The 23,875-nt window shown below is 72.1% G+C and carries 22 protein-coding genes; 6 read left to right on the top strand and 16 right to left on the bottom strand.

Annotation, left to right across the window (positions count from 1 at the left end; genetic code table 11):
- Positions 1-43: 43 nt before the first annotated feature.
- The 3 genes from OG490_RS06630 to OG490_RS06620 are packed head-to-tail and all read right to left on the bottom strand — an operon-like array spanning position 44 to position 3,149.
- On the bottom strand, positions 44-1,156 hold the full coding sequence (locus tag OG490_RS06630; protein WP_330295345.1) for a GDSL-type esterase/lipase family protein: 1,113 nt from the start codon (positions 1,154-1,156) through the stop codon (positions 44-46).
- A complete protein-coding gene (locus OG490_RS06625) occupies positions 1,153-2,028 on the bottom strand; it encodes an SDR family NAD(P)-dependent oxidoreductase (RefSeq protein WP_330295344.1) in 876 nt (291 codons plus the stop codon). Before OG490_RS06625 ends, OG490_RS06630 begins: the two co-directional genes overlap by 4 nt.
- On the bottom strand, positions 2,025-3,149 hold the full coding sequence (locus tag OG490_RS06620) for an LLM class flavin-dependent oxidoreductase (protein ID WP_330295343.1): 1,125 nt from the start codon (positions 3,147-3,149) through the stop codon (positions 2,025-2,027). Before OG490_RS06620 ends, OG490_RS06625 begins: the two co-directional genes overlap by 4 nt.
- Positions 3,150-3,456: 307 nt before the next feature.
- On the opposite strand from OG490_RS06620, the gene OG490_RS06615 reads away from it, so the two are divergent.
- Both OG490_RS06615 and OG490_RS06610 read left to right on the top strand, forming a co-directional pair.
- A complete protein-coding gene (locus tag OG490_RS06615) occupies positions 3,457-4,941 on the top strand; it encodes an amino acid permease (protein ID WP_330295342.1) in 1,485 nt (494 codons plus the stop codon).
- Positions 4,942-4,951: 10 nt separating this feature from the next.
- Positions 4,952-5,407 carry an Lrp/AsnC family transcriptional regulator gene (locus OG490_RS06610; RefSeq protein WP_330295341.1) on the top strand — a complete coding sequence of 152 codons (456 nt, stop codon included), beginning with the start codon at positions 4,952-4,954 and terminating at the stop codon, positions 5,405-5,407.
- Here OG490_RS06610 and OG490_RS06605 read toward each other — a convergent pair whose 3' ends face one another.
- The 6 genes from OG490_RS06605 to OG490_RS06580 form a co-directional block, all read right to left on the bottom strand.
- A complete protein-coding gene (locus OG490_RS06605; protein WP_330295340.1) occupies positions 5,408-5,599 on the bottom strand; it encodes a DUF1059 domain-containing protein in 192 nt (63 codons plus the stop codon). It lies immediately after the preceding gene.
- A 98-nt stretch (positions 5,600-5,697) separates the two neighbouring features.
- The gene (locus OG490_RS06600) at positions 5,698-6,843 is read right to left on the bottom strand and encodes an LLM class flavin-dependent oxidoreductase (protein WP_330295339.1); all 1,146 of its coding nucleotides are present in this window, start codon (positions 6,841-6,843) and stop codon (positions 5,698-5,700) included.
- A gap of 10 nt (positions 6,844-6,853) precedes the next feature.
- Positions 6,854-8,227: an NtaA/DmoA family FMN-dependent monooxygenase gene (locus OG490_RS06595; RefSeq protein WP_443065763.1), complete on the bottom strand. Its 1,374-nt coding sequence runs from the start codon at positions 8,225-8,227 to the stop codon at positions 6,854-6,856.
- A gap of 23 nt (positions 8,228-8,250) precedes the next feature.
- Positions 8,251-9,492, bottom strand: coding sequence for an LLM class flavin-dependent oxidoreductase (locus tag OG490_RS06590; RefSeq protein ID WP_330295338.1), 1,242 nt, complete (start codon positions 9,490-9,492; stop codon positions 8,251-8,253).
- Between the two features lie 94 nt (positions 9,493-9,586).
- On the bottom strand, positions 9,587-9,697 hold the full coding sequence (locus OG490_RS06585) for a putative leader peptide (RefSeq protein WP_330295337.1): 111 nt from the start codon (positions 9,695-9,697) through the stop codon (positions 9,587-9,589).
- A gap of 101 nt (positions 9,698-9,798) precedes the next feature.
- Positions 9,799-10,506, bottom strand: coding sequence for a GNAT family N-acetyltransferase (locus tag OG490_RS06580; RefSeq protein WP_330295336.1), 708 nt, complete (start codon positions 10,504-10,506; stop codon positions 9,799-9,801).
- Between the two features lie 265 nt (positions 10,507-10,771).
- On the opposite strand from OG490_RS06580, the gene OG490_RS06575 reads away from it, so the two are divergent.
- From OG490_RS06575 to OG490_RS06565, 3 genes are all read left to right on the top strand, one after another.
- Positions 10,772-11,215 (top strand): hypothetical protein, encoded by a 444-nt coding sequence (locus tag OG490_RS06575; RefSeq protein ID WP_330295335.1) that lies wholly within the window; start codon positions 10,772-10,774, stop codon positions 11,213-11,215.
- A 188-nt stretch (positions 11,216-11,403) separates the two neighbouring features.
- Positions 11,404-12,213 carry a carbon-nitrogen hydrolase family protein gene (locus OG490_RS06570; RefSeq protein WP_330295334.1) on the top strand — a complete coding sequence of 270 codons (810 nt, stop codon included), beginning with the start codon at positions 11,404-11,406 and terminating at the stop codon, positions 12,211-12,213.
- A gap of 72 nt (positions 12,214-12,285) precedes the next feature.
- On the top strand, positions 12,286-13,983 hold the full coding sequence (locus OG490_RS06565; RefSeq protein ID WP_330295333.1) for a flavin monoamine oxidase family protein: 1,698 nt from the start codon (positions 12,286-12,288) through the stop codon (positions 13,981-13,983).
- Between the two features lie 70 nt (positions 13,984-14,053).
- Here OG490_RS06565 and OG490_RS06560 read toward each other — a convergent pair whose 3' ends face one another.
- The 4 genes from OG490_RS06560 to OG490_RS06545 form a co-directional block, all read right to left on the bottom strand.
- Positions 14,054-14,632 (bottom strand): hypothetical protein, encoded by a 579-nt coding sequence (locus OG490_RS06560; protein WP_330295332.1) that lies wholly within the window; start codon positions 14,630-14,632, stop codon positions 14,054-14,056.
- 71 nt (positions 14,633-14,703) lie between these two features.
- Positions 14,704-15,354 (bottom strand): DUF5995 family protein, encoded by a 651-nt coding sequence (locus OG490_RS06555; RefSeq protein WP_330295331.1) that lies wholly within the window; start codon positions 15,352-15,354, stop codon positions 14,704-14,706.
- A 76-nt stretch (positions 15,355-15,430) separates the two neighbouring features.
- The gene (locus tag OG490_RS06550; protein ID WP_330295330.1) at positions 15,431-16,843 is read right to left on the bottom strand and encodes a uracil-xanthine permease family protein; all 1,413 of its coding nucleotides are present in this window, start codon (positions 16,841-16,843) and stop codon (positions 15,431-15,433) included.
- Positions 16,844-16,906: 63 nt separating this feature from the next.
- Positions 16,907-18,121 (bottom strand): MFS transporter, encoded by a 1,215-nt coding sequence (locus OG490_RS06545; RefSeq protein WP_330295329.1) that lies wholly within the window; start codon positions 18,119-18,121, stop codon positions 16,907-16,909.
- Between the two features lie 55 nt (positions 18,122-18,176).
- Here OG490_RS06545 and OG490_RS06540 point away from each other — a divergent pair, with 55 nt between their 5' ends.
- Positions 18,177-19,337, top strand: coding sequence for an ROK family transcriptional regulator (locus OG490_RS06540; RefSeq protein ID WP_330295328.1), 1,161 nt, complete (start codon positions 18,177-18,179; stop codon positions 19,335-19,337).
- A gap of 138 nt (positions 19,338-19,475) precedes the next feature.
- On the opposite strand, the gene OG490_RS06535 is transcribed toward OG490_RS06540, so the two are convergent.
- The 3 genes from OG490_RS06535 to OG490_RS06525 all read right to left on the bottom strand — a co-directional run bounded on the left by OG490_RS06535 (position 19,476) and on the right by OG490_RS06525 (position 23,689).
- On the bottom strand, positions 19,476-20,210 hold the full coding sequence (locus tag OG490_RS06535; RefSeq protein WP_330295327.1) for an SDR family oxidoreductase: 735 nt from the start codon (positions 20,208-20,210) through the stop codon (positions 19,476-19,478).
- Between the two features lie 54 nt (positions 20,211-20,264).
- Positions 20,265-21,170 carry an RNA polymerase sigma factor SigJ gene (sigJ, locus tag OG490_RS06530; RefSeq protein WP_330295326.1) on the bottom strand — a complete coding sequence of 302 codons (906 nt, stop codon included), beginning with the start codon at positions 21,168-21,170 and terminating at the stop codon, positions 20,265-20,267.
- A 125-nt stretch (positions 21,171-21,295) separates the two neighbouring features.
- A complete protein-coding gene (locus tag OG490_RS06525) occupies positions 21,296-23,689 on the bottom strand; it encodes a chitinase C-terminal domain-containing protein (protein WP_330295325.1) in 2,394 nt (797 codons plus the stop codon).
- Between the last annotated feature and the right edge of the window lie 186 nt (positions 23,690-23,875).

Raw genomic sequence — 23,875 nt, 5'->3', positions numbered from 1 at the left:
TTGGAGCAGTTCTGTTCAATCCGTCCGATGTGGGCTGTTTCACTCACCCCGCGTCGAACCCGGCCCGCCGCATGGCCGTGGCCACAGCGAGGCCGAGCGTGCGGTGCCCGGCGTCGTTCGGGTGCAGGCCGTCCGCCAGGTGCTCGGGGCCCAGCAGGTCCCGGCCCGGCAGCAGGGCGAGCCGGTCGTCCCCGGCGGCGATCCGGTCCCGGGTGGCCCGCTCCATCGCATCGCGCAGGGCGCCCAGGGTGGCGCCCAGCCTGTTCGGGGTGCGCTCCGCGTCGGGGCGCAGCACCGGGGAGAGGAGGAGCAGCGGTGTCCGGGGGTGGCCCTGGCGGACCAGGTCGAGGAACACGCGGGTGGTTTCGTACAGGAGCGGGACCGAAAAGGGCACGCGGGACCAGCAGTTGGTGCCGAAGGCCAGGGTGATGACGTCGGCGGGGAGGTCGGCGAGCTGCTCGGCGGTGGCCAGCTCCCCGCGCGCGGCGCCCGCGTAGCCGAGGTTGACGGTGTCCCAGCCGAGCGCCCGGCCCGCGACCGCCGGCCAGCCGTGCGCGGGCCGGGTGGACCACCAGCCCTCGGTGATGGAGTCGCCGTGCACCACCCAGCGCGGAGCTGGCGGCGCCGGGCTCACCCCGCCGCCGATCCCGCGCACGCCGAGGATCAGCGGGGACTGCGTCTCGGGCGGATGGATGATGAACGGGCCCGGTCCGCCCGGCAGTTCGATGCGTACGACGGCCTCCGCGGCCGGTTCGGTGTACAGCTCCCGGACCACCCCGTGCCGGTCCCAGAGGGCGAAGCCGTGGGCGAGGTCGTGCAGCGCGTCGGTGGGGCCGGGCACGGTCGCCCGGTAGCGGATCTCCACCGCCTGCGCCCCCTGCGCGGTGAACTCCAGGCGCACCCCTATGGGCAGGGTGGCCCGCTCGCCGGTGTCCCAGGGCAGCCGCATGGTGTCGGAGGGGTCGGCGCGCACGGGACGGCCCTTGTCCAGCCAGGCCACCCCGCGCAGGAAGGGCCCCGGGTCCAGCCAGTGGTCCGTGCCGGTCGCCTGGGCGGGGACCCGGGCCCCTGCCTGTGCCCCGATGTCCTCTCCGATGTTCTTTCCGGCGTCCTCTCCGGCGTCTCTTCCGGCGTTCTCGGTTCTCCACGTGCTCATCGCTCGCCTCCGATCGTCGGGTAGGGGAACTTCACGCCGACGCCGCCGTCGACCACCAGGGTCTGTCCCGTGATGTACGAGGACTGCGGCGAGGCCAGGAAGTACAGCGCGGCCGCGATGTCCGCGGGCTCGGCGACCCGTCCCAGCGGGGCGTTCTCCGCGTTGAGCCGTCGCCCCTCCGCGCCCAGCAGGGCCGCGACCCGCGGTGTCCAGACCACCCCCGGTGCCACCGCGTTGATCCGTACCCCGCGCGGTCCCAGTTCGACCGCCGCGGAGCGCACCAGTGACATCAGCCCGGCCTTCGCGGCCCCGTACGCGGCGTGCAGCGGGGCGCCGGTGAGCCCGGAGACGGAGGAGACGAAGACGAGCGGGCCGCCGCCGGCCGCCGCGAGGGCTTCGCCGCCGTACTGGACGGTCAGCCAGGCGTGCCGCAGCACCAGGTCGAACTGCCACTCCCAGCCCGCGTCGTCCAGTTCGGGCAGCGCGGCGTACCGGGCCATGCCGACGATGTCGACCACCCCGCCGAGCGGGTGGCCGCCGAGCAGCTCCGGCGCCTTCGCGAAGAGCTCCCGTACGCGGTCGCGCCGGGTGACGTCGGCGGTGTACGGGATCCCTCCGGTCTCGGCGGCCACCGCCCGGGCCCGCTCCGCGTCCACGTCCACGCACAGCACCCGGGCCCCGCCGGCGGCCAGGGCGTGCGCGGTCTGGCGGCCGATGCCGTTGCCCGCGCCGAGCAGGACCATCCCGCGGCCGTCGAGGCGGCGGCCCGCCACGTAGTCGGGGACGGGGGAAGTGTCGGGGACGGAGGAAGTGTCGGGGGCTTCGGGGCCTCCGGGGGTCTCAGTGGCCGCCCGCGGGGGTCCGGCGCTCACGCCGAGGCCTTGCGGGGCTCGTAGCGGGCCAGCTCCGGGATGACTTCCCTGCCCAGGATCTCCAGGGTCCGCAGGATCTCCCGGTGCTCCAGGTATCCCCACTGGACGTAGCAGATGAGCTGGTCGACGCCGAGGTCCGCGTACCGCTTGGCCTTCGCGACGATCGTCTCCGCGTCCCCGATGAGGATCATGTCGCCGTCGCTGAACTCCCGTACGGGCACGTTCCCTTCGAGGATCGGCGTGAGCAGCGGGAAGGTCTGCTCCCGCTCCTCGGGGCTCAGGTGGGGCAGTTCCCACTCCAGGGTGAACCGTGCGAGGTTCGAGTACCACCAGGCGACCGATTCCCACACCCGGGCGTCCGGTCCGGTGTGCGGCCCGGTCGCGTGGACGAGGGTGTAGGCGGCGACCCGGTCCGTGGTGACGTCGGTGAGCGGGCGCGGGGCGGCGGCGGCCGTCCGGTACGCGGCCACCTGCCGGGCCATCGCCTCCAGCGGCTGCATGATCGAGAAGGAGAGCAGTCCGAGCCCGTGCGCGCCCGCGACCTCCGCCGAGCCGGGGGAGGTGGCCGCCATCCAGGCGGGAGGGTGCGGATCCTGCACCGGCTTGGGGGTGACCATGCGGCGCGGGAAGCGGAAGCGCTCGGATTCGTAGGCGAAGTACTCCTCGCGCCACATTCCGGTCACGATCTCGATGGCCTCGCGCCAGTCGTCGCGGGACTTCTCCCGGTCCACCCCGAAGGCCGTCTGCTCCATGGGCGTGGAGCGGCCGGTGCCCCACTCCACCCGGCCGCCGGAGAGCACGTCGACAGTGGCGACCTTCTCCGCGATGCGCTGGGGCGGGGTGAAGGCGAAGGGGGTCAGGGTGACTCCGAAGCCGAGCCGGATCCGCTCGGTGAGCCCGGCCAGGTGTCCGAGGAGCACCTCGGGGGCCGGGCAGTGCGAGCGGCCTTCGCGGAAGTGGTGTTCGACCGCCCAGACGGTACGGAACCCCATCCGGTCGGCGAGCCGGATCTGTTCCACGGCCTCCCGGTAGGCGCGCTGCTCGGCGGCCCGCTGGCCGTGCGGATGGGCCCCCTGCCAGGGCCGCGGCACGTCGATCTCGTAGAGCACGTCCAGGTCCATGGCGGCACGCTGCGGCAGATCTGACGAAGTGTCAAGAATGCCGGTCGGGATCCCCTGCGCACTGATCGATCATCCGCACGCAACAAAGGACCACCCCGGACAGATCCGCGCAACGATCAGTCGCCAATGTGCAAGGATGGTGCATTACGGGCGGTATCACTCAGCTCGTAGGCTCACTCGCTGTACGTGGAGTGGCGAGGACCGCCTGCTCGGCGGTCCCCATGCCCAGGCCTCAGGCCTGCTCCTGCTCCGGACCGCTGCGGTCGACGCCTGACAACCCCACCCGCAGTGACAAAGGAGTCCCCTCGTGCTCGATCACGGCCAGGCGCCACCGCTCACCTCCGAGCCCCGTAAGGCTGCCCACCCCCTGTTGCGCCGCAAGCCGGTGGAACAGCTGGTCGCCGAGGGCGGCCAGGGCGAGGGCGGCGCGCTGAAGCGGTCGCTCACCATGTGGCAGCTGACCATGATCAGCATCGGCGCGACCCTGGGCACCGGCATCTTCGTCGTCCTCGGCCAGGCCACGCCGATCGCCGGTCCGGCCGTCTTCATCGCGTTCATCGTCGCGGGCCTGACGGCGCTGTTCTCCGCGCTCTCCTACGCCGAGCTGGCCGGTTCCATACCGGTTTCGGGCTCCTCGTACTCCTACGCCTACGCCACGATGGGCGAGCTCGTCGCCTGGATCTGCGGCTGGTGCCTGGTCCTGGAGTACGGGGTCTCCGTCGCGGCCGTCGCCGTCGGCTGGGGTCAGTACCTCAACGAGTTCCTCGACGGCACCATCGGATACACCATCCCCCAGGGCTTCTCCGCGCCGCTGGGCGAGGGCGGCTACATCAACCTGCCCGCACTGGTCGTGGTGCTGCTCTGCATGGTCTTCCTGCTCCGCGGGGCCAAGGAGAGCGCCCGGATCAACTCGATCATGGTCGCCGTCAAGATCGTGACGCTGGCGGTCTTCTGCGTCATCGGCTTCATGGGCATCAAGGCCGGCAACTACACCCCGCTGGCCCCGCTCGGCGTCACCGCCATCAGCACGGCGGCCTCCATGCTCTTCTTCTCCTACATCGGCTTCGACGCCGCCTCCACCGCCGGTGAGGAGGCCAAGAACCCGAAGAAGGACCTGCCGCGCGCGATCATGCTCTCCCTGGCCATCGTCACCGCCCTGTACTGCCTCGTCGCCCTGGTCGCCGTCGGCGCCATGCCGTGGCAGGAGTTCGAGGGCAGCGAGGCCACGCTGGCCAAGATCATGGAGAACGTCACCGGGCACGCCTACTGGAGCGTCGTCCTCGCCGCCGGCGCGATCGTCGCGATCGCCAGCGTCGTCTTCGCAGTCCTCTACGGCCAGACCCGCATCCTCTTCGCGATGTCCCGCGACGGCCTGATGCCCAAGGCATTCGCCAAGGTGGACCCGAAGACCGGCACGCCCCGCGTCAACACGATCATCGTCTGCGTCTTCTGCGGACTCCTGGCCGCCTTCATCCCGCTGGGCGAGCTCGCGAACGCCACCAGCATCGGCACGCTCTTCGCCTTCGGCCTGGTCAACATCGCCGTCGTCATCCTGCGCTACACCCGGCCGGAGATGAACCGCACCTTCAAGGTCATGCTCTTCCCGGTCACCCCGATCCTGGGCTTCCTCTTCTGCGCCTACCTGATGACGGAGCTGCCGGGAATCACCTGGTTGGTCTTCGGTGGCTGGATGGCCGTCGGGCTCGTGATCTACTTCCTTTACGGCATCCGCCGCTCCCGACTGGCCACCGCCGAGCCGACCACCGCAGAGCCGGCCGCAGCAGAGAAGTGATCCACGCGCAGTGCGACTGAACGATCTCGACGAACGCATCGTGCACGCCCTCGCCGAGGACGCCCGCCGCTCCTACGCGGACATCGGCTCCGAGGTCGGGCTCTCCGCCCCCGCCGTCAAGCGGCGCGTGGACCGGCTGCGTGCCGAAGGGGCCATCACCGGCTTCACCGTCCGCGTCGACCCCGCCTCCATGGGCTGGGAGACCGAGGGCTTCATCGAGATCTACTGCCGCCACAACACCTCGCCGGACGACATCCGGCGAGGTCTGGCGCGCTACCCCGAGGTGGTGTCCGCGTCGACCGTCACCGGCGACGCGGACGCCCTCGTCCAGGTCTTCGCCTCCGACATGCGGCACTTCGAGCGGGTCCTGGAGCGGATCGCGGGCGAGCCCTTCGTGGAGCGCACCAAGTCCGTCCTCGTCCTCTCCCCGCTGCTACGACGTTTCACCTCGGGCGCCCCGGCGTAGTCAGGCGTGCTGCGGCGCCTCGTCCTTCATCAGAGTCTGCAGCGTCGCGCGGAACTCAGGAGTGTCCTGGTGGCCGTGCACGTCGACGGAGTGCAAGACCGCCGCCCGCATGACTTCCTCTTCCTCACCCGCGATGGTGAGGGAGCAGTGCGATTCGCTGGGGTACTGCCTGCAGTCCATGACCTTGCGCATGATGTACCTCCCGGGATGGCAGGTGCAGGTGGACTCGCCTCCCACGATCCTCTTCCCGGGCCCGGTGCGAAAGCCGGGGCGCCGAGCCGGCCACAGCACTAGCGCCCGAGGTACCCCCGGCGGGCCCACTCCCCGGCCAGCAGCCGGTACGAACGCACCCGGTCGGCGTGGTCGTGCGTGATCGTGGTGATCAGCAGCTCGTCCGCGCCGGTCGCGTCGCGCAGCCGCTCCAGCTGGTCGGCGACGGTGGCCGGGGACCCCGCGAACTGGGTCTCCACCCGGTCGGCGACCAGCTTGTGGTCCGTCGCCGACCAGCCCCGGACCAGCTCCCGGGCCTCGGCCGGGGAGGGGAAGGGGATCGCGCCCTCGGCCGTGCGGATGCTGTGCACCCACGGCCCGTACCCGGCGGCGAGCTCCCGGGCCTCCGCGTCGGTCGGCGCCACCACCACATCGGCGGAGACGCTCAGGTGGGGCCGGTCCAGCCCGCCCGGCCCGGCCGAGGGTTTGAAGGCCTCCCGGTACGCCGAGGCCGCCGCCAGCACGTTCGCCGGGCTGACGTGGTAGTTCGCGGCGAACCGCAGCCCGCCCGCCCCGGCCGTCTCCGCGCTCACCCCGGCGCTGCTGCCCAGCACCCACACCTCCACCTCGGCGCCCTCCCCGGGCACGGCGTGCGCTTCCACCCCTTCCGGCGAGCGGTACTCCCCGCGCAGCAGGGCCAGTACGTCGGCCACCTGCCCGGAGTACTCCTCGGACTCGGCCCCCGGCAGATGCAGCAGCCGCTGCTGGAGCAGCACGCGCGGGTGGCCCCGTAGATGGGCGAAGGAGAACGGCTCCGGGATGCGCAGCCCGTTCTCCGTCGTGTGGGCCCGCGCCGGCTCCCCGGCCGGGCGCTGCGGCGGGCCGCCCGCCGAGCGGCCCAGGCCCAGGTCGATCCGGCCCGGGAAGGCCGCGTCCAGCAGGCCGAACTCCTCGACCGTGGACAGGGCCGTACGGTGCCCCAGCTGGACCGCGCCCGAGCCGATCCGGATCGAGGTGGTCGCCGAGGCGGTCAGCGCCACCACGACGGCGGGGGAGGACCCGGCGACCCCGGGATTGAGGTGGTGCTCGGCGAACCAGTACCGGGCGTAGCCGAACTGTTCGGCCTGCCGGGCCAGGTCGACGGTGCTCCGCAGGGCCTCGGCGGCCGTGGAGCCCGACGGGATCGGGACGAGGTCGAGGATCCCGAGCGGGACGGTGGCGGGCATGGGGGTCTCCTCAGTGGTGGGCGTGGGCCAGGGGGCGGGGGCGCGGAGCCGCGAGACCGAGGTGGTCGCGCAGCGTCGGCCCCTGGTACTCGTCGCGGAACACCCCGCGCTCCTGGAGCAGCGGGACGACGGTGTCGGCGAAGCCGTCCAGGCCGCCGGGCGTCAGGTGGGGGACCAGGATGAAGCCGTCGGCGGCGTCCTGCTGGACCAGGTTGTCGATCTCCCGCGCGACCGTCAGGGGCGAGCCGACGAAGGACTGCCGGCCGGTCGTCTCGATCACCAGCTCCCGGATCGACAGCCCGCGGGCGGCCGCGAGCTCGCGCCACTCCCGCGCGACGGCCACCGGATCCCGGTTCAGGCGTACGCTCGCCCGTCCCAGCGCGATGGTGTTCTCCCCGGGGTCCGGGTCGATCTCCGGCAGCGGCCCGTCCGGGTCGTAGCCGGACAGGTCCCGGTTCCACACGTGCTCCAGGTACTTGATCGCTGTCGCCCCGCTGACCTGCTCGAGCCGCACCTCGCGGGCCAGCTCCCGGGCCTCGGCATCGGTGTCGCCGAGCACGAAGGTGGCCGCAGGCAGGATCTTCAGCTCGTCGGGGGTGCGCCCGTAGCGGGCCAGGCGCCCCTTGACGTCCGCGTAGAACGCGCGGCCCGCCTCCAGCGTGCTGTGCCGGCCGAAGATGGCGTCCGCACCGGCCGCCGCGAACTCCCGGCCCTCGTCCGAATCGCCCGCCTGGAAGACGACGGGCCGCCCCTGGGGGCTGCGCGGCACGTTGAAGTGGCCGGAGATGTCGAACTGCTCGCCCCGGTGGGCGAAGGCCCCCGCGCCCGCGTCCCGCAGGAACTCCCCGGAGACCGGATCGGCGAGGACCTCGCCGCCGTCCCACGAGTCGAACAGCTCGTGCGCGGTGGCCAGGAACTCCCGGGCCCGCTCGTAGCGCTGCTCGCGCGGCAGGAACCCGCCGCGCCGGAAGTTCTCCCCGGTGAAGGCGTCCCAGGAGGTGACCACGTTCCATGCGGCCCGGCCGCCCGACAGGTGGTCGAGGGAGGCGAACTGGCGGGCCACCTCGTAGGGCTCGTTGAAGGTGGAGTTGATGGTGCCGGTCAGCCCGAGGTGCTCGGTGACGGCGGCCAGGGCCGCCAGCACGGTGAAGGTGTCGGGCCGCCCGACCACGTCCAAGTCGTAGATCTCACCGCCCTGTTCGCGCAGGCGCAGGCCCTCGGCGAGGAAGAGGAAGTCGAACTTGGCGCGCTCGGCGGTACGCGCGAAGTGGACGAAGGAATCGAAGTCGATATGGCTTCCGGCGGCCGGGTCGCTCCACACGGTGGTGTTGTTGACCCCGGGGAAATGCGCCGCGAGATGGATCTGCTTGAGCGGCTTGCTCATGGCTGTGGTCCTTCCGGACGGGGTCAGGCGGATGCGGATGCGGATGCGGATGCGGGGGCGGGGGCCGGGGCGGGAGTGGGTGCGGGAGTGGGCGTGCGGGTGGCCCCGGGCGCGGCGGCGTACCGGTTCGCGGGGCGCTCCAGCCCCAGCAGGCCGCGGAGCGAGGAGGCCTCGTACGCGCTGCGGAACACCCCGCGGCGCCGCAGTTCCGGGACCAGGCCGCGGGTGATCGCCGGCAGGTCGTGCGCGAGCACCCCCGGCCGCAGCCGGAAGCCCGTCAGCCCGGCCCCGTGCCACTCCAGCAGCAGATCGGCCAGGAGGGCCGGGGTGCCCGCGAAGACCAGGGCGTCACTGGTGTACGCGGCCCCGTGCGCGGCGTCCAGCCGCTGCAGCCGGCGCTCCGCGGCCGCCGGCTTCTCGTCGAGGAACACCGTCAACTCGCCGAATACGTGCGGGAGTCCGGGGAGCGCGGCGGCCGCGGAGCGGGCCTCGTCCGCGGTGCGCGGGGTCACGTAGCCGATGTCGGCGGTCCGGGCCAGGAACGGGTACGCGGCGGCGTCCGAGGCGAGTGCGCTGACCGGCGGCCTGCCCTGCGGCGGCCGCGGGGTGATGGAGGGACCCCTGACGCTGAAATGGGGTCCCTCGAAGTCGATGTAGTGCAGCTTTTCCCGGTCGACGAAGCGGCCCGTCGCCACGTCGCGGATCTCGGCGTCGTCCTCCCAGCTGTCCCACAGCCGCCGCACCACCTCCACGTGGTCGGCGGCCTCCCCGTACAGCACGGCGGCGCCCTCTCCCGCCGCACGGCGCCCGAAGTGGCGTACCTCGTCCGGTCGTTCGGAGATCTGGATGCGCAGACCGGCACGCCCGCGGCTGACGTGGTCCAGGGTGGCCAGCGCCTTGGAGACGTGGAACGGCTCGGTGTGCGTGGCCACCACGCTCGGCACCAGCCCGATGTGCCGGCTCAGCGGCGCCACCCGGGCGGCCACCAGGACCGCGTCGAGCCGGCCGCGCACCAGGTCGGTGCGGCCGTCGGGCCCGGCCGGATCGGTGGACTGGAGGCCGAGCGAGTCCTCGAAGGTGACGAAGTCCAGCAGGCCGGCCTCGGCCTCGGCGACCAGCGCGGCCCAGTACCCGGCGGTGAACAGCCGGCCGGCGTCGGCGCCCGGCTCGCGCCAGGCGGCCGGGTGCCAGCCCGCGCCGTCCAGGGCGACGGCGAGACGGATCTCGGGGGAGGCGGAAGGGTCGGTCGAACGGTGAGCGGGCATGGCGGAGCTGCCTCCTGATCAGGCGGGCGGTCGGGCCGGCGACCGGCGCGGCGAAAGGCGCGCGGATCGCGGCCCGCGGAACGCGGAACGCTGATCAGGAACGACAGAGGGAGGCGGCGACCCGCTGGAGGTCGATGTGCGCGCGGGAGTGCAGGTGCACGGCGCGGCTGGGGGTGACGGGGTCACCCCCGGTGCGTACGGTCATGCCCTTGCCACCCCCTTCCGGTCGTTCTTCCGACGCTAGGTCAGAGGGGGCCGGGCCGCAACGCCCGCAGGGCCGATCCGTGTTAAGCCTTCGTGTCGGTGTCAAGCCTTCGTGTCGGGAGTGCGAAGCCCGATGAAGAACGGCTCCCGGCGCAGGGTGAACCCCATCGCCTCGTAGAGGGCGATCGCCGAGGTGTTCTGCGCGGCCGCGTGCAGGAACGGACTGTCCCCGCGCCCCTCCACGGCGGCCACCACCGCGCGGATCAGCCGCCCGGCCAGCCCCTGGCCGCGGTGCTCGGGGTGCGTGCACACCGCGCTGATCTCCGACCAGCCCGGCGGGCGCATCCGTTCCCCGGCCATCGCGACGAGCCGGCCGCCCCTGCGGATCCCGAGGTACGTGCCCAGCTCGACGGTGCGCTCGCCGAACGGGCCGGGCTTGGCCAGCGCCACCAGCTCGAGCATCTCCGGCACGTCGGCGGGCCCCAGCAGGACCGCCTCCGAATCCTCCTTGCCCCGCACTGGCCGCCCGTCCAGCTGCACGCCCGGTATCGACAGCAGGGTCTCCCAGCCGGGCGGCGGGGTCGGCAGCCCGGTCACCCAGACCTCCTGGCCGGGCCCGACCAGCGCGGCCAGATCCTCCCAGGCGTGCGGGTCCTCGGGATCGCAGAGGGCGGCGAAGGGGGACACGCCCGCGGCGTAGCGGGCGGCGAGCCCGGCGGGGCCGGTTTCGGCGAAGCCCCGGTGCGGGCCGTCGAGCGCGGCCCAGACGGGATTGTCGAGGACGCTTCCGGGCCGGAACTGGGCGGACATGGGCGGAGCTTCCTTCCATCATGCGGGCACTCTTGACGGCCTCAGGGCGGTGCCATGAGACTGCCAACGTCAGCCTAACGGGGCCGCGGACAATGAGGGGGACCCGGTGGATCAGCTCATCACGCCACCCGCGCCCCTCCGCCGCTCCTGGCTCACCCGCCGTCTGCACATCGATCTCCTCCGCGTCTGCAGCGCCTCGGCCCCGGCCTCCTAGACCCCGCCGAGCACGCGCGTACGTACCCATGCAGGCAGCCGGAGGAGAACCGTGTCCCAGACCCCTGTGCAGACCCATGTCCAGAGCCCTGCCCCGACGCACGCCCAGCCCCAGCCCCAGGCACGCCTGCGCGGGCGGATCGGGGCCGGGTTCTCGCCGGTCCCGCACCGGTACCGGGTCTTCCTGGCCGCCGACGACTGTCCGCACTGCCGAGGCGTCGCCGCCGCACTCGCCGAACCGGGGCTCCGGGACGCCGTCGCCGTGACCGTCCTCGGCTCCAGCACCGACAGTGACAGCGACACCCGCACCGACAGCGCCGGGCACCAGGCGCTCCGCCGCGCCTACGAGGCCTCCGGACACCACCACGACGGCCCCCTCACCGTCCCCGCCCTCTGTGACGGCTGGAGCGGCCGGGTGGTGTCCAACCACACCCCCGACATCCTGGAAGACCTGCGCCGCCTCAGCGCGGACCCGGCCTTCCGCAAGGCCTCGTAGGGGCTGGGTCGGGGCCTCATAAGGCGCCCGCGCGGGGTCCGTACAACGCCCGCGCAACGAATCGCCGGGTCCGCCCCGCAAGACGCAACGAATCGATGCGCGGAGCGCAACGGTCACGGCTTGTCGGGGTCGAACGCGCGAACGTACCGTCTTATGACCCCCACCCCTCCTGCCACAGAGGTACGTCCATGCCCCCGTTGCGCACCGCCCTCCTCCAGAGCTCCGGACGGCTCGGCGACACCGCCGCCAACCTGAAGGCGCTCGACGAGGCCGCGGCACGCGCCGCACAGGCGGGGGCCGGGCTCCTCGTGACCTCGGAGATGTTCCTGACCGGCTACGCGCTGGAGATCGCGGACATCGCCCGGCTCGCCGAACTCGCCGACGGCATGTCCGCCCGCGCCATCGGCGAGATCGCCCGCCGCCACGGTGTCGCCGTGCTCTACGGCTACCCCGAGCGGGACGGCACAGCCGCCGACACCGTCTACAACGCGACCCAGCTCATCGGCCCCGACGGCGACCGGCTGGCGAACTACCGCAAGACCCACCTCTTCGGCTGCTTCGAACAGGACGCCTTCACCCCCGGAGACGTCCCCGTCGTCCAGGCGGACCTCGGCGGACTGCGGATCGGCCTGATGATCTGCTACGACGTGGAGTTCCCCGAGAACGTACGGGCGCACGCGCTGGCCGGCACCGACCTCCTCCTGGTGCCGACGGCGCAGATGCACCCCTTCCAGTTCGTCGCCGAACAGCTGGTACCCGTACGGGCCTTCGAGAACCAGATGTACATCGCGTACGTCAACCGGACCGGCCCGGAAGGCGAGTTCGAGTTCGTCGGGCTCAGCTGCCTGGCCAGCCCCGACGGGGTCACCCGCACCCGCGCCGGGCGCGGCGAGGAAATGGTGATCGGCGAGGCCGACCCCGAACTGCTGCGGGTCTCGCGCGAGACCAACCCGTACCTGCGGGACCGCCGCCCCGGCCTGTACGCCTCGCTCGTCTGAGCCTCCCGCCCGGTCCCGCCGGGCCCTCCAAGCCTCTTTCCCCCTGCCCCACCCCGCTAGGAGTCGTACCCCATGACGTCCACGGTGCCCACCACCGCCGTCCCGCACAGCGACGGTCAGCCGCCGATCACGATGTTCGGTCCGGACTTCCCCTACGCGTACGACGACTTCCTCGCGCACCCGGCGGGCCTCGGCCAGATACCGGCGACCGAGCACGGCACCGAGGTCGCGGTCATCGGCGGCGGACTGTCCGGCATCATCTCGGCGTACGAGCTGATGAAGATGGGCCTCAAGCCCGTCGTCTACGAGGCCGACCAGATCGGCGGCCGGCTGCGCACGGTGGGCTTCGAGGGTGCGGGCACCGAGGAGCTGACCGCGGAGATGGGCGCCATGCGCTTCCCGCCGTCATCCACCGCCCTCCAGCACTACATCGACCTCGTCGGCCTGGTCACGGAGCCCTTCCCGAACCCGCTCTCCCCGGCCACTCCCTCGACGGTCGTCGACCTCAAGGGCGAGACCCACTACGCCGAGACCATCGCCGACCTCCCGCAGGTCTACCGCGACGTGTCCGCCGCGTGGAACGCCTGCCTCGAAGAGGGTGCCGACTTCTCCGACATGAACACCGCGATGCGCGAGCGGGACGTCCCGCGCATCCGCGAGATCTGGGCCAAGCTCGTCGAGAAGCTCGACGACGAGACCTTCTACGGGTTCCTCTGCAAGTCCGAGGCCTTCAAGTCCTTCCGCAAGCGCGAGATCTTCGGCCAGGTCGGCTTCGGCACGGGCGGCTGGGACACCGACTTCCCGAACTCGATCCTCGAGATCCTGCGCGTCGTCTACACCGAGGCCGACGACCACCACCGCGGCATCGTCGGCGGCTCGCAGCAGCTCCCGCTGCGGCTGTGGGAGCGCGAGCCCGAGAAGATCGTCCACTGGGCGCAGGGCACCTCCCTCTCCACCCTCCACGAGGGCACCCCCCGCCCGGCCGTGACGCGCCTGCACCGCACCGCGGGCAACCGCATCACGGTCACGGACTCCTCGGGCGACATCCGCACCTACCGTGCGGCGATCTTCACGGCCCAGTCCTGGCTGCTGCTCTCCAAGATCAGCTGCGACGACTCGCTCTTCCCGATCGACCACTGGACGGCGATGGAGCGCACCCACTACATGGAGAGCTCCAAGCTCTTCGTCCCCGTGGACCGCCCCTTCTGGCTGGACAAGGACGAGGAGACGGGCCGCGACGTCATGTCGATGACCCTCACGGACCGCATGACCCGCGGCACGTACCTCCTGGACAACGGCCCCGACAAGCCGGCCGTCATCTGCCTGTCCTACACCTGGTGCGACGACAGCCTGAAGTGGCTGCCGCTGTCCGCGAACGAGCGGATGGAGGTCATGCTGAAGTCCCTCGGCGAGATCTACCCGAAGGTCGACATCCGCCGCCACATCATCGGCAACCCGGTGACCGTGTCGTGGGAGAACGAGCCCTACTTCATGGGCGCCTTCAAGGCCAACCTGCCGGGCCACTACCGCTACCAGCGGCGCCTGTTCACCCACTTCATGCAGGACCGCCTCCCCGAGGACAAGCGCGGCATCTTCCTCGCGGGCGACGACATCTCCTGGACGGCGGGCTGGGCCGAGGGCGCGGTCCAGACGGCGCTGAACGCGGTCTGGGGCGTCATGCACCAGCTCGGCGGCGCCACGGACGCCACCAACCCCGGCCCCGGCGACGTCTACGACGACATAGCCCCGGTCGAACTCCCGGAGGACTGACGGTTCCCGACCCCTCCGGCCCCCTGACACGGGCCGCCCCCGCGCGCGCGAGCGCGGGGGCGGCCCGTCCTCATGCCCGGCGCCGCCAGATCAGCTTCCACCGGGACTTCGGCGCGTCAACCAGGGCATCGGGCTCCCAGCGGTACTCCAGCTGCACTCCGCATTCCGCGCAGAGGCCGCGGTACACGCCGTGGGGGACCCGCCACTCCTTCGTACCGCCGTCCCGTTCGCAGACCGGGCAACCCTGGAGGTTTCGGCGGGCGGCGCCCATGATGCGCGGCATGACCGTGGGCAACGGCTCCGTCGGATGCGATTCGGGGTCCGGACAGTAGAGCATGCGCAGGGGCTCGGGCGGGTCCGGCTGCCGGACCCCGGCGGCCTTCTGGAGCTTGCGGCGCTCCTGCCACGGCAGGAACTCCGCGAGCCAGACCTCCCGCGCCGCGTGCAGCTCCTCCACCGCCCGGACCAGCGCCTGCGGATCCTCCTCCAGGTCCACGGGGATCCCGGCGCTGCGGTACAGGTGGTGGTAGGTCGCGTGGAAACCGTACGGGGCGAACTCCGTGATGCACGTGCGCAGCGCGGCGAAGCGCTGCTGCGGCGTACGGGAGGTGTCGTGCACGCGGAGCCGATGGGTGGTGAAGCTGGCCATGGGCCGGAGCCTATGTGCGCGGCGGCAGCTTCGCACCGGGGTATCGGACCGTCGGAGTCAGCCCGTCTGCGTCAGCCCGTCGGAGTCAGCAGGCAGCGGCCGACCAGGCCTACGCCCGCGTCGAGGGACTCGGTGAACTCCTCCGCCAGGTCGGGGGAGCGGCGCAGCGACCACAGCAGGCGGGCCGAGGCCCAGGCTCCCGCGCGGGCCCGTTCCAGGCTCCACGCGCCGAGGAGGTGGGTCAGGGGGTCCGCGATCTCGAGGAGGTCGGGGCCCGGCATCAGTTCTTCCCGGATGTGTTCCTCCAGGGAGACCAGATGGTCCCCGACCCGGTCGAAGTCCGCTTCGAGCGCCGCCGGATCGCAGTCCAGGACGTGGCAGGTGGAGACCACCGCCAGCGCCAGGTCGTGGCCGATGTGCGCGTTGATCCCGGCCAGCGCGTGCTGGAGCGGCCGGATCCCGGGGTGGCGGCGGTATTGGAGGAGCGGCCGCCAGCAGGCCGGGGCCCGGTCCGCCTCCACCGCCGTCAGGTAGCGCTCGGCGAAGCGGACGCTGAGGGTCTCCGCCCGTCGCGGCGCGGGGAACGCACCGTGCGCGATCCGCTCGTGGAGCGTCTGCGTCACCGTGAGGTACACCCGGTTGAAGACGGCGACGCCGTCCCGCTCGGGGAGCCGCTCGTCCAGGGCGCGCATCCGCGCCAGCACCGCTTCCATGGGGGCCATGTCAGGCAGCGTCGCAGCCGCGGGCCGGGATCAGGGGAACTTGGCCGTACGCTTCGCCGGTTCGGGCGAAACTCCGTCAACCCCGCTTGTCGCCCGGCTCCCCGGCAGGGTTCCCGTCCGTGCCGTCGTACGCCGAGGTGCCCGCGTCCAGCAGGGGTTCCTGCTGCTTCATGTGGGCCGGAGCGAAGTACCGCAGGGCGTGGTAGCCGGTGATGACGACGATCGTGCCGAGCGCGATCCCGCCCAGTTCGAAGCTGTCGCTGATGTGCAGCTTGACGCCGCCGACGCCGATGATGATGCCGGCCGCGGCGGGCACCAGGTTCAGCGGATTGCGCAGGTCCACGCGGCCGTTGAGCCAGATCTGCGCGCCGAGCAGGCCGATCATGCCGTAGAGGATCACGGTGATCCCGCCCAGCACCCCGCCGGGGATCGCGGCGACGACCGCGCCGAACTTCGGGCACAGGCCGAAGAGGAGGGCGAATCCGGCGGCCGCCCAGTAGGCCGCCGTCGAGTACACCCGGGTGGCGGCCATGACGCCGATGTTCTCGGAGTAGGTGGTGTTCGGCGGGCCGCCGAGCGCGGTGGAGAGCATCGAGGCGGCGCCGTCGGCCGCGATGGCCGTGCCCAGCTTGTCGTCGAGCGGGTCGCCGGTCATCTCGCCGACGGCCTTGATGTGCCCGGCGTTCTCCGCGATCAGGGCGATGACCACCGGCAGCGCGATCAGGATCGCCGACCATTCGAAGGCCGGCGCGTGGAAGCTCGGCAGGCCGATCCAGTCGGCCTTTCCGACCCCGGACAGGTCGAGCCGCCAGTGGTCCACGGCCTCGGGGCCGCCCATCGGGGAGTGGATCTTGCCGAAGACCAGGTCGAAGATCCAGGAGATGCCGTAGCCGAAGACCAGGCCGAGGAAGATCGCGATCCGTGACCAGAAGCCCCGCAGGCACACCACGGCGAGCCCGGTGAACGCCATGGTCAGCAGGGCCGTCCACTGGTCCTGGGGCCAGTACGTGGAGGCCGTCACCGGGGCCAGGTTGAAGCCGATCAGCATCACGACCGCGCCGGTCACCACCGGCGGCATCGCCGCGTGGATGATCCGCGCCCCGAATCGCTGGACGGCCAGACCGGACAGGAAGAGCGCCGCGCCGACCACGAAGACGGCGCCCGTGACGACCGCGCTGTCCCCGCCGCTGGCCCGGATCGCCGCGGCCACGCCCACGAACGAGAGCGAGCAGCCCAGGTACGAGGGGATCCGGCCGCGGGTCGCGAGCAGGAAGATGACGGTGGCGACACCGGACATCATGATCGCGAGGTTCGGGTCCAGCCCCATCAGGACCGGTGCGACGAAGCTCGCTCCGAACATCGCCACGACGTGCTGGGCGCCCAGCCCGGCGGTCCGCGGCCAGGTCAGCCGCTCGTCCGGCCGCACCACCGCGCCGGGGGCGGGGGTCCGCCCGTCTCCGTGCAGGGTCCAGCGCACGCCGAGGCCCATGTTCCACCGCTTCCGTTCGTCGGTCAGGTCAAGCTACGAGGCCGCAGGCGGCCAGGCGATATATTACGGCCGGATAGCAGCAGGTTCGTCCTGGTTCGCGGTGGAGGCTCCCGCCGCCACCGGCCGTCGGCGCAGCACGGTCGCCCCCAGGATCAGTGCGAACGCCAGCAGGGTGACCAGCCCGAAGGACACCACGAGCGAGGTCGCGTCCGCCACCGCGCCGATCGCCGACGGGGCGATCAGGCCCGAGGTGTACGTGATCGTCGCGACACCCGCGATGGCCTGCGCCGGGGCCGGACCGCTGCGGGCGGCCGCCGCGAAGGCCAGCGGGACCACCACCGCGATGCCGAGCCCGATCAGCCCGAAGCCGGCCAGGGCCGCGGCCGGTTGGTGGACCGTGACGACGAGGAGCCCGCCCGCGGTGGCCAGCGCCCCGCCCGCGCGGACCGTCCGTACGGCCCCGAACCGGTCGACGACCTTGTCCCCGACGAGCCGGGCGAGCGCCATGGTGAGCGCGAAGGCCGTGGTGGAGGCGGCGGCGAGGCCGGCGTCCGTGTGCAGCACGTCCCGCAGGTAGACCGCGGACCAGTCCATGCTCGCGCCCTCCGCGAAGACCGCGCAGAAGCCGATCGCCCCGATGAACAGCGCGGACCTGGGGGGCAGCGCGAAGTGCGGCGGAGCTTCGCCGTCCGTGTCGGTGCGCAGGTCCAGCACGCCCCGTACGGCGACCAGCCCGGCCGCCGTCAGGGCGAGCGCGGCGATCAGGTGGTGGAGGCGGGCGTCGGTGCCGGTGTGCGCGGCGACCGTGCCGGCGGCCGAGCCGATCAGGGCGCCCACGCTCCACATGCCGTGCAGCGAGGACATGATCGAGCGGCCCATCCGGTTCTCCGTCTCCACGCCGAGCGCGTTCATCGCGACGTCGGACATGCCGGCGGTGGCCCCGTAGACGAAGAGCACGAAGCAGAGCGTCGCCAGGTTCGGGGCGAGGCTCGGGAGGATCAGGGCGAGGGTCCACAGGGACAGCAGCACCCGCAGGGCGGTGCGGGCGCCGAGCCGGTGGTTGATCCGCCCGGCCAGCGGCATCGTCAGCGCGGCGCCGAGGGCGGGGAAGGCGAGGGCCATGCCCAGGGTGCCCGCGCTGAGCTGCGCGTGGTCCTGGATCCACGGGATGCGGGTGGCGAAGGAGCCGGTGACGGCGCCGTGGGCGCAGAAGACGGCGGCGATGGCGAAGCGGGCATGGCGCAGTCGCGCCGGGCTGAGGTCGGTTTCCCCGGTCATGACACGTAAACTATCAGGGACCCTGCCTGATAGTTAGACCCCGGGAACTCGTAGGATGGGCCGCGTGACTCCTGCCAAGGTCCTGACCGCCACCGCACCGTCCCCCGCCTCCCCGAGCACGGCGCGGGCCATCAACGACCGGCTGGCCCTGCAATTGCTCCAGGACGAGGGCGCGCTGACGGCCCCGCAGCTCAAGCAACTGACCGGCCTGTCCCGCCCCTCCGTCGCGGACCTGGTGGAACGCCTCACCGAGGCCGGACTCATCGAGGTGGTCGGCGAATCGGGCGAGCAGCGGCGCGGACCCAACGCCCGGCTCTACGGGATCGTCGCGCGGCGGGCGCACCTCGCCGCGCTGGACGTACGCGTGGACAGCGCGACCGCGGTCGTCACCGACCTGCTCGGAAATCCGCTGGCCGAGGCGGCGCTGCCCGTCGACGCGGTGGAGGAGGCCGTCGACCGCCTGCTGGAACTCGCCCGGGAAGCGGGCGCGGACCGGCTCCACACGGTGGTGATCGGCGCACCGGGCCTGGTCTCACCGGGCAGCGGCGAACTCGGCAGCACCATCGGACTGCCCGCCTGGCACCGGGACCTGGTGGCGGCCCTGCAGCGGCGGCTGCCGGCGACGGTCGTGGTGGAGAACGAGACCAACCTGGCGGCGCTGGCCGAACAGCGCCTCGGAGCGGCCCGGGACGTGGACTCCTTCGTCCTGCTCTGGCTCAGCGCGGGGGTGGGAGCGGCGGTGGTCCTCGACGGCCGGCTGCGCCGCGGAGCCTCCGGCGGGGCGGGCGAGATCGGCTTCCTCCCGGTGCCGGGCGCGGGCGGGCTGCCCTCGGCCACGAACTGCGAAGGCGGGTTCCACTCGCTGGCGGGGCGCGGGGCGGTGGCCGCGCTCGCGGCGGAGCACGGCTTCGAAGGGACCGCCGAGGAGGCGGTCGCGGGCGGCGCCGGTCCCGCCTTCCTCGACGCACTGGCGGAGCGGCTCGCCCTCGGGGCGGCGGCGGTCGCGGCGATCCTGGACCCCGGCTGCGTGGTGCTCGGCGGGGAGCTCGGACGCGCCGGCGGTGCGGAGCTGGCCTCCCGGGTCGCCTCCCGGCTCGCGGTGCTGAGCCCGGTCCCGATGGAGGTCCGGGCGAGCACCCTGGGCGATCCCGCGGTGCTCCAGGGCGCCCGGCTGGCCGCCCGCGAGGCCGCGCAGGCGACGCTCTTCGGGGCCTGACGCCGGGTGCGGGTGGTCGGCCCTGCGGGGCGTGTCCCCTACCCGCCCTTCCACCGTTCCCTGGGGCTCCGCCCCAGACCCCGCGCCTCAAACTCCCCCAGACTTCGTCCGGGGGGACCCCCTGGCGAGGCTGGAACGTCAAAGGCGGGCCAGGAACTCGGCGAACGTGCCCCGGCCCACCGCGTGCGACGGAGTCAGGTGGCCGCCCCGCTTGAAGCCCGCGTAGACCTTCCCCACCAGGGGGACCGGGAGGAGCGGGCGGCGCTTGCCGGTCGCCGCGAGGTAGGCGCGGGCCGCCTCCTCGAAGGTGAGGACCTCCGGGCCGCCCATGTCCGGGACCCGCCCGGCCGGCGGGCCCGACGCCAGCGCGGCCAGCCGGTCCGCGACCTCCTCGACCGCGATCGGCTGCCCGCTGACCCCGGCGGGCAATGGCATCACCGGCAGCTTCGCCGCCGCGGCCAGCGCCTGGGCCACCAGGTCGTGGAACTGCGTCGTCCGCAGGATCGTCAGGCCCAGCCCCGACGCCTCCAGCATCCGCTCCACCTTCAGCTTCGTCCGGTAGTACGGGAGCGGGACCTCGTCCACACCCACGATCGAGATGTAGACGAGGTGCCCGACCGTCCCGGCCCGCTCGGCCGCCCGGATCAGGTGCCCGGCCGCCACGTCGTCGCCGCCGCGCGGGCTGCTCGCGCAGTGCACGATCACCTCCGCGCCCGCCATCGCCGCGTCGAGACCGCTGCCGTCCCGCAGGTCGACGGGGAAGTCCGGAGCGCTCCGGCTCAGGACGCGGACCTCGTGGCCCGCCGTCCGCAGCCGTTCCACGACCGGCCTGCCCAGGGTTCCGGTGCCTCCGGTGACGAGGATGGTGCTCATGGTGACCGTTCCTTTCGGCGGGCGATGCGTTCACCAGCTGGGACCGGACGGCCCTCAGGAATGTGACAGCTGCCGCTCGATGAATTCCAGCTTCGCCGGGTTCATCACCGCCCGCGCCTCCTGGACCAGCCCGTCCTCGAACTCCACCTGGAGGACCCCGACCCCGCCGACGACCAGCGTCGGCTCCCCGTTGACCTCCGCGAAGGAGACCGGCAGCTCGCCGGAGTACTTGCGCAGCACGCCCAGCAGGAACCGCGCCACGTTGCCCCGGCCCACGACCGGCCGCCGCGCCGCGCTGACCACGCCGCCGCCGTCGGACACGAACCGCGCGTCGGCCGCCAGCAGCCCTTCCAGCCGGGCCAGGTCCCCGCTGTTCGCGGCTTCGAGGAAGCCCTCCACCAGGGACTGCCACTGCGCCGGGTCCGGCTGGAACCGCCGCTCGGGGGCCTTCGCCGCGCTCACCCGTCCCGCGGCCCGCCGGTAGAGCTGACGGCAGTTGGCCTCGGTGAGGTCGAGGAGCCCGGCGATCTCCCGGTGGCCGTACGCGAAGGCCTCGCGCAGCACGTACACCGCGCGCTCCATCGGGGTGAGCTGCTCCAGCAGCACGAGCAGGGCCATGGACACGCTGTCCCGCTGCTCCGCCGACTCCAGCGGGCCCAGCGCGCCCTCCCCGGTGAGGACCGGTTCGGGGAGCCAGGGGCCCACGTACTCCTCGCGCCGGGCCCGCGCCGAGGTGAGGCGGTTGAGGCACAGGCGGGTGACGACCTTGGCGAGCCAGGCCCCGGGGTGCTCGATGGGTTCGGGGGGTTCGCGGTCGACGGCCGAGCTCCAGCGCAGGTAGGCGTCCTGGACGGTGTCCTCGGCCTCCGAGGCCGAACCGAGCATGCGGTAGGCGATGGCGAACATCCGGGGCCGGTGCTGTTCGAAGTCCGCGACGGGGGCGGTGACATGTGCGATCACGGCACCAGCGTACGAAGTGCCCGTACGCGCACGCACGAGGACCCGGTGGCCGCCGGGCCACCGGGTCCTCACGCCTTCCCCCGAAACCACTGGGAACAGGGGTCCTTCATCCGACGCCTATCCGGTCAGCAGGCGCCCTGGTCCTTCCAGACGCCCCAGTCACCGGTGGTGCCGGGCTCCTCGTTCTGCGTCCACCACTGGGCCTTCCAGTTGTGGCCCTTGTGGGAGACGACCGTCCCGCCCGTGTACACGTTGCCCGCGACGTAGGCCGGGTTGGCACAGGTGCCGCCCGTCGGAGGCGTCGTGGTCGGCGGAGTGGTCGTGGGAGGCGTCGTGGTCGGGGGAGTGGTGGTCGGCGGGGTCGTGGTCGGCGGGGTGGTCGTGGGAGGGGTCGTCGCGCCGCCCGGCTCCACCACCGTCGTACCGCGGGCCAGGTCGCCGGCGATGCCGTACGTCTTGCCGCCGAAGGTCACCGTCCAGTTGGACGGGGTCGAGGTCGGCAGGTAGTAGACGAAGTCCAGCTGGACCGAGGCGCCGGGGGCCAGCGTCTGCCAGGCCGGGAGCTTCAGGGAGCCCCGGTTGTAGTCGCCCTTCAGGCCGCCCGCGTTGCTGCCCGTGTGGTCGCTGCGGATGATCGTGGTGTTCCAGCCGGACTGGTCCTTGGCGTTGCTCGGCGCGGAGGTGGAGTAGTCGAACTGGAACTCCGTACCGCCCGGCAGGGTCGCCGTGGTGTTGTTGGTGATCGTCAGCTTCGGGCTGATCGGGTAGTTCGAGTCGCCGAGCGGGAAGGCGCCGAAGTCGGCGTCGACCTTGATCGCCTCGGTCGGCATGGTGATGGTGGCGCGCTTGGCGCCGTAGGGGGCGGCCGACTTGAACTTGTCGTACATCGCCGTCGTCAGGGTGTCGCCCATCTCGTACTGGCCCTTGGCCGCGTTGTACGAGTAGTCGCCGGCGAGCTCCCAGACCATCGTGCCGCCGATGCCCTTGTTGACCACCCAGTCGGCCTTGGCGTTGACGGACTGCTCGTCCTCGGTGGAGAGGAAGACCTTCTTCTGGTCGTTCCACAGCCACGGCGCCACGAGGTTGGAGTCGTACTTGCGGACGTAGGTGCCGGTCAGCTTGGTGTCGGCCGGGAAGCCGTACTTGGTGACGTAGTCACCGACGACACCCTTCTCCAGGTTCTTCGCGTGCCACATCGGGTTGGACCCGGCCGGGGCCTCGACGCCGTTGCTGTCGAGGTCGTGCCACAGGTTGTCGATGCCGACCGCGCCGTCGCCGCACTTGGTCAGACCGGCGCCCGCCGGGCAGTTGGTGGCCGGGGCCTTGCCCCACAGGCCGTCCGTGCCGCCCTGCACGTTCTTGAAGCCGCGGGTGTAGTACGGCAGGCCCATGTTGATGCGGCCGGCCGGCATGGAGCCGCGGAAGTAGTGGTAGGCCCAGTCCGTGTTCAGGTAGCCGATGCCGCCGTACTGGGAGGTGGAGTAGACGCCGGCCGCGGCGAGTTCGCCGTCTTTGCCGTCGTCGAAGAGCGAGGCGTTCGGACCGACGTACTCGTTCCAGGCGCCGTGCAGGTCGTAGGACATGACGTTGACGTAGTCCAGGTACTTCTGCATCTGGAACGTCTCCATGCCCCGCAGCAGGTAGCCGGAGGAGGGGGCGGCGACCGAGAGCAGGTAGTGCTTGCCGTCGGAGGCGCCCGCGCGGTCGAGCTTCTCGCGCAGCGACTTCATCAGGGCCGCGTAGCCCTTGACCAGACCGGCGCGCCGCGCGTTGGACAGCTGCCAGTCCAGCGGGTTGCCCGCGTCCTTCATGGTGGTCGGGTACTCGTAGTCGATGTCGACGCCGTTGAACCCGTACTTGCGGATGAACTCGACGGAGGAGTCCGCGAAGGTGTCGATGCCGGCCTGGTTGACCGAGCCGTCGGCGTTGGTGGCCATCGAGTAGAAGCCGCCGGAGGCGACGCGGTTGCCGTCGTCGCCGAAGTAGCCGCCGGTCTCGGCCCAGCCGCCGACCGAGATCAGGGTCTTGACGTTGGGGTTCTGCTTCTTGAATTTGTTGAGCAGGTTGAAATTGCCCTTGTAGGGGAGGGCGGGGTCCATCTCGGCGCCCGCCACGCCCGGCCAGGTCATACCGGTGGCGGAGTTGTTCGCGTTGTCCGCGCCGACCGAGATCTTGTTGTTGCCGTCGACGTGGGCGAAGGCGTAGTTCAGGTGGGTGACCTTGGACCACGGAATGTTGTTGGGCAGGTAGGCGGGGGTGCCGTCCTTGCCCGTGCGCCAGCCGGTGAAGTAGCCGATGACGCGGCGCTGGTGGTCGGCGCCCATCTTCTCGCGGCCCTCGGTGTCGTAGACCGAGCAGTACGGGACGTCGACGCCCGGGGTCTTGTACAGACCGTCGGGGCGACAGGACTCGTTGTCGGCGGCGTGCGAGACGCCCGCCGAGAGGCCCGCGACCAGCAGTCCGGCGATTGCGGCGCCGGACGTCAGGAGCATGGCTCTCGTCCGTGTGGGGGACAGCATTGTGCCTCCTGGGGAGGGGAGGATGGCAGGACACAACAGGCAGATATGTGGTGCGTGTTGGCCCGTGACGTGCGCACATCTGACGGGCTGTCTCCCGGGGAAGATGAAGGGAACGTTAAGAGGACTAGACCAACCCGTCAATAGGTCTGGACCAAAGCGGCCGATGCGGCCGGGGCGTACGGGGGT

This window comes from Streptomyces sp. NBC_00503 (genome assembly GCF_036346895.1).
Classification (GTDB): Bacteria; Actinomycetota; Actinomycetes; order Streptomycetales; family Streptomycetaceae; genus Streptomyces.
The sequence above is the reverse complement of the archived record's forward strand: the minus strand, read 5'-3'. Positions and strand labels throughout refer to the sequence as shown.

Excerpts from the sequence above, each read along its gene's own strand:
- OG490_RS06630 (WP_330295345.1), bottom strand. The coding sequence starts at position 1,156 with ATGAGCACGTGGAGAACCGAGAACGCCGGAAGAGACGCCGGAGAGGAC.
- OG490_RS06620 (WP_330295343.1), bottom strand. The coding sequence starts at position 3,149 with ATGGACCTGGACGTGCTCTACGAGATCGACGTGCCGCGGCCCTGGCAG.
- OG490_RS06605 (WP_330295340.1), bottom strand. The coding sequence starts at position 5,599 with ATGCGCAAGGTCATGGACTGCAGGCAGTACCCCAGCGAATCGCACTGC.
- OG490_RS06600 (WP_330295339.1), bottom strand. The coding sequence starts at position 6,843 with ATGCCCGCCACCGTCCCGCTCGGGATCCTCGACCTCGTCCCGATCCCG.
- OG490_RS06595 (WP_443065763.1), bottom strand. The coding sequence starts at position 8,227 with ATGAGCAAGCCGCTCAAGCAGATCCATCTCGCGGCGCATTTCCCCGGG.
- OG490_RS06590 (WP_330295338.1), bottom strand. The coding sequence starts at position 9,492 with ATGCCCGCTCACCGTTCGACCGACCCTTCCGCCTCCCCCGAGATCCGT.
- OG490_RS06585 (WP_330295337.1), bottom strand. The coding sequence starts at position 9,697 with ATGACCGTACGCACCGGGGGTGACCCCGTCACCCCCAGCCGCGCCGTG.
- OG490_RS06580 (WP_330295336.1), bottom strand. The coding sequence starts at position 10,506 with ATGTCCGCCCAGTTCCGGCCCGGAAGCGTCCTCGACAATCCCGTCTGG.
- OG490_RS06570 (WP_330295334.1), top strand. The coding sequence starts at position 11,404 with ATGCCCCCGTTGCGCACCGCCCTCCTCCAGAGCTCCGGACGGCTCGGC.
- OG490_RS06565 (WP_330295333.1), top strand. The coding sequence starts at position 12,286 with ATGACGTCCACGGTGCCCACCACCGCCGTCCCGCACAGCGACGGTCAG.
- OG490_RS06560 (WP_330295332.1), bottom strand. The coding sequence starts at position 14,632 with ATGGCCAGCTTCACCACCCATCGGCTCCGCGTGCACGACACCTCCCGT.
- OG490_RS06555 (WP_330295331.1), bottom strand. The coding sequence starts at position 15,354 with ATGGCCCCCATGGAAGCGGTGCTGGCGCGGATGCGCGCCCTGGACGAG.
- OG490_RS06550 (WP_330295330.1), bottom strand. The coding sequence starts at position 16,843 with ATGGGCCTCGGCGTGCGCTGGACCCTGCACGGAGACGGGCGGACCCCC.
- OG490_RS06545 (WP_330295329.1), bottom strand. The coding sequence starts at position 18,121 with ATGACCGGGGAAACCGACCTCAGCCCGGCGCGACTGCGCCATGCCCGC.
- OG490_RS06540 (WP_330295328.1), top strand. The coding sequence starts at position 18,177 with ATGGGCCGCGTGACTCCTGCCAAGGTCCTGACCGCCACCGCACCGTCC.
- OG490_RS06535 (WP_330295327.1), bottom strand. The coding sequence starts at position 20,210 with ATGAGCACCATCCTCGTCACCGGAGGCACCGGAACCCTGGGCAGGCCG.
- OG490_RS06525 (WP_330295325.1), bottom strand. The coding sequence starts at position 23,689 with ATGCTGTCCCCCACACGGACGAGAGCCATGCTCCTGACGTCCGGCGCC.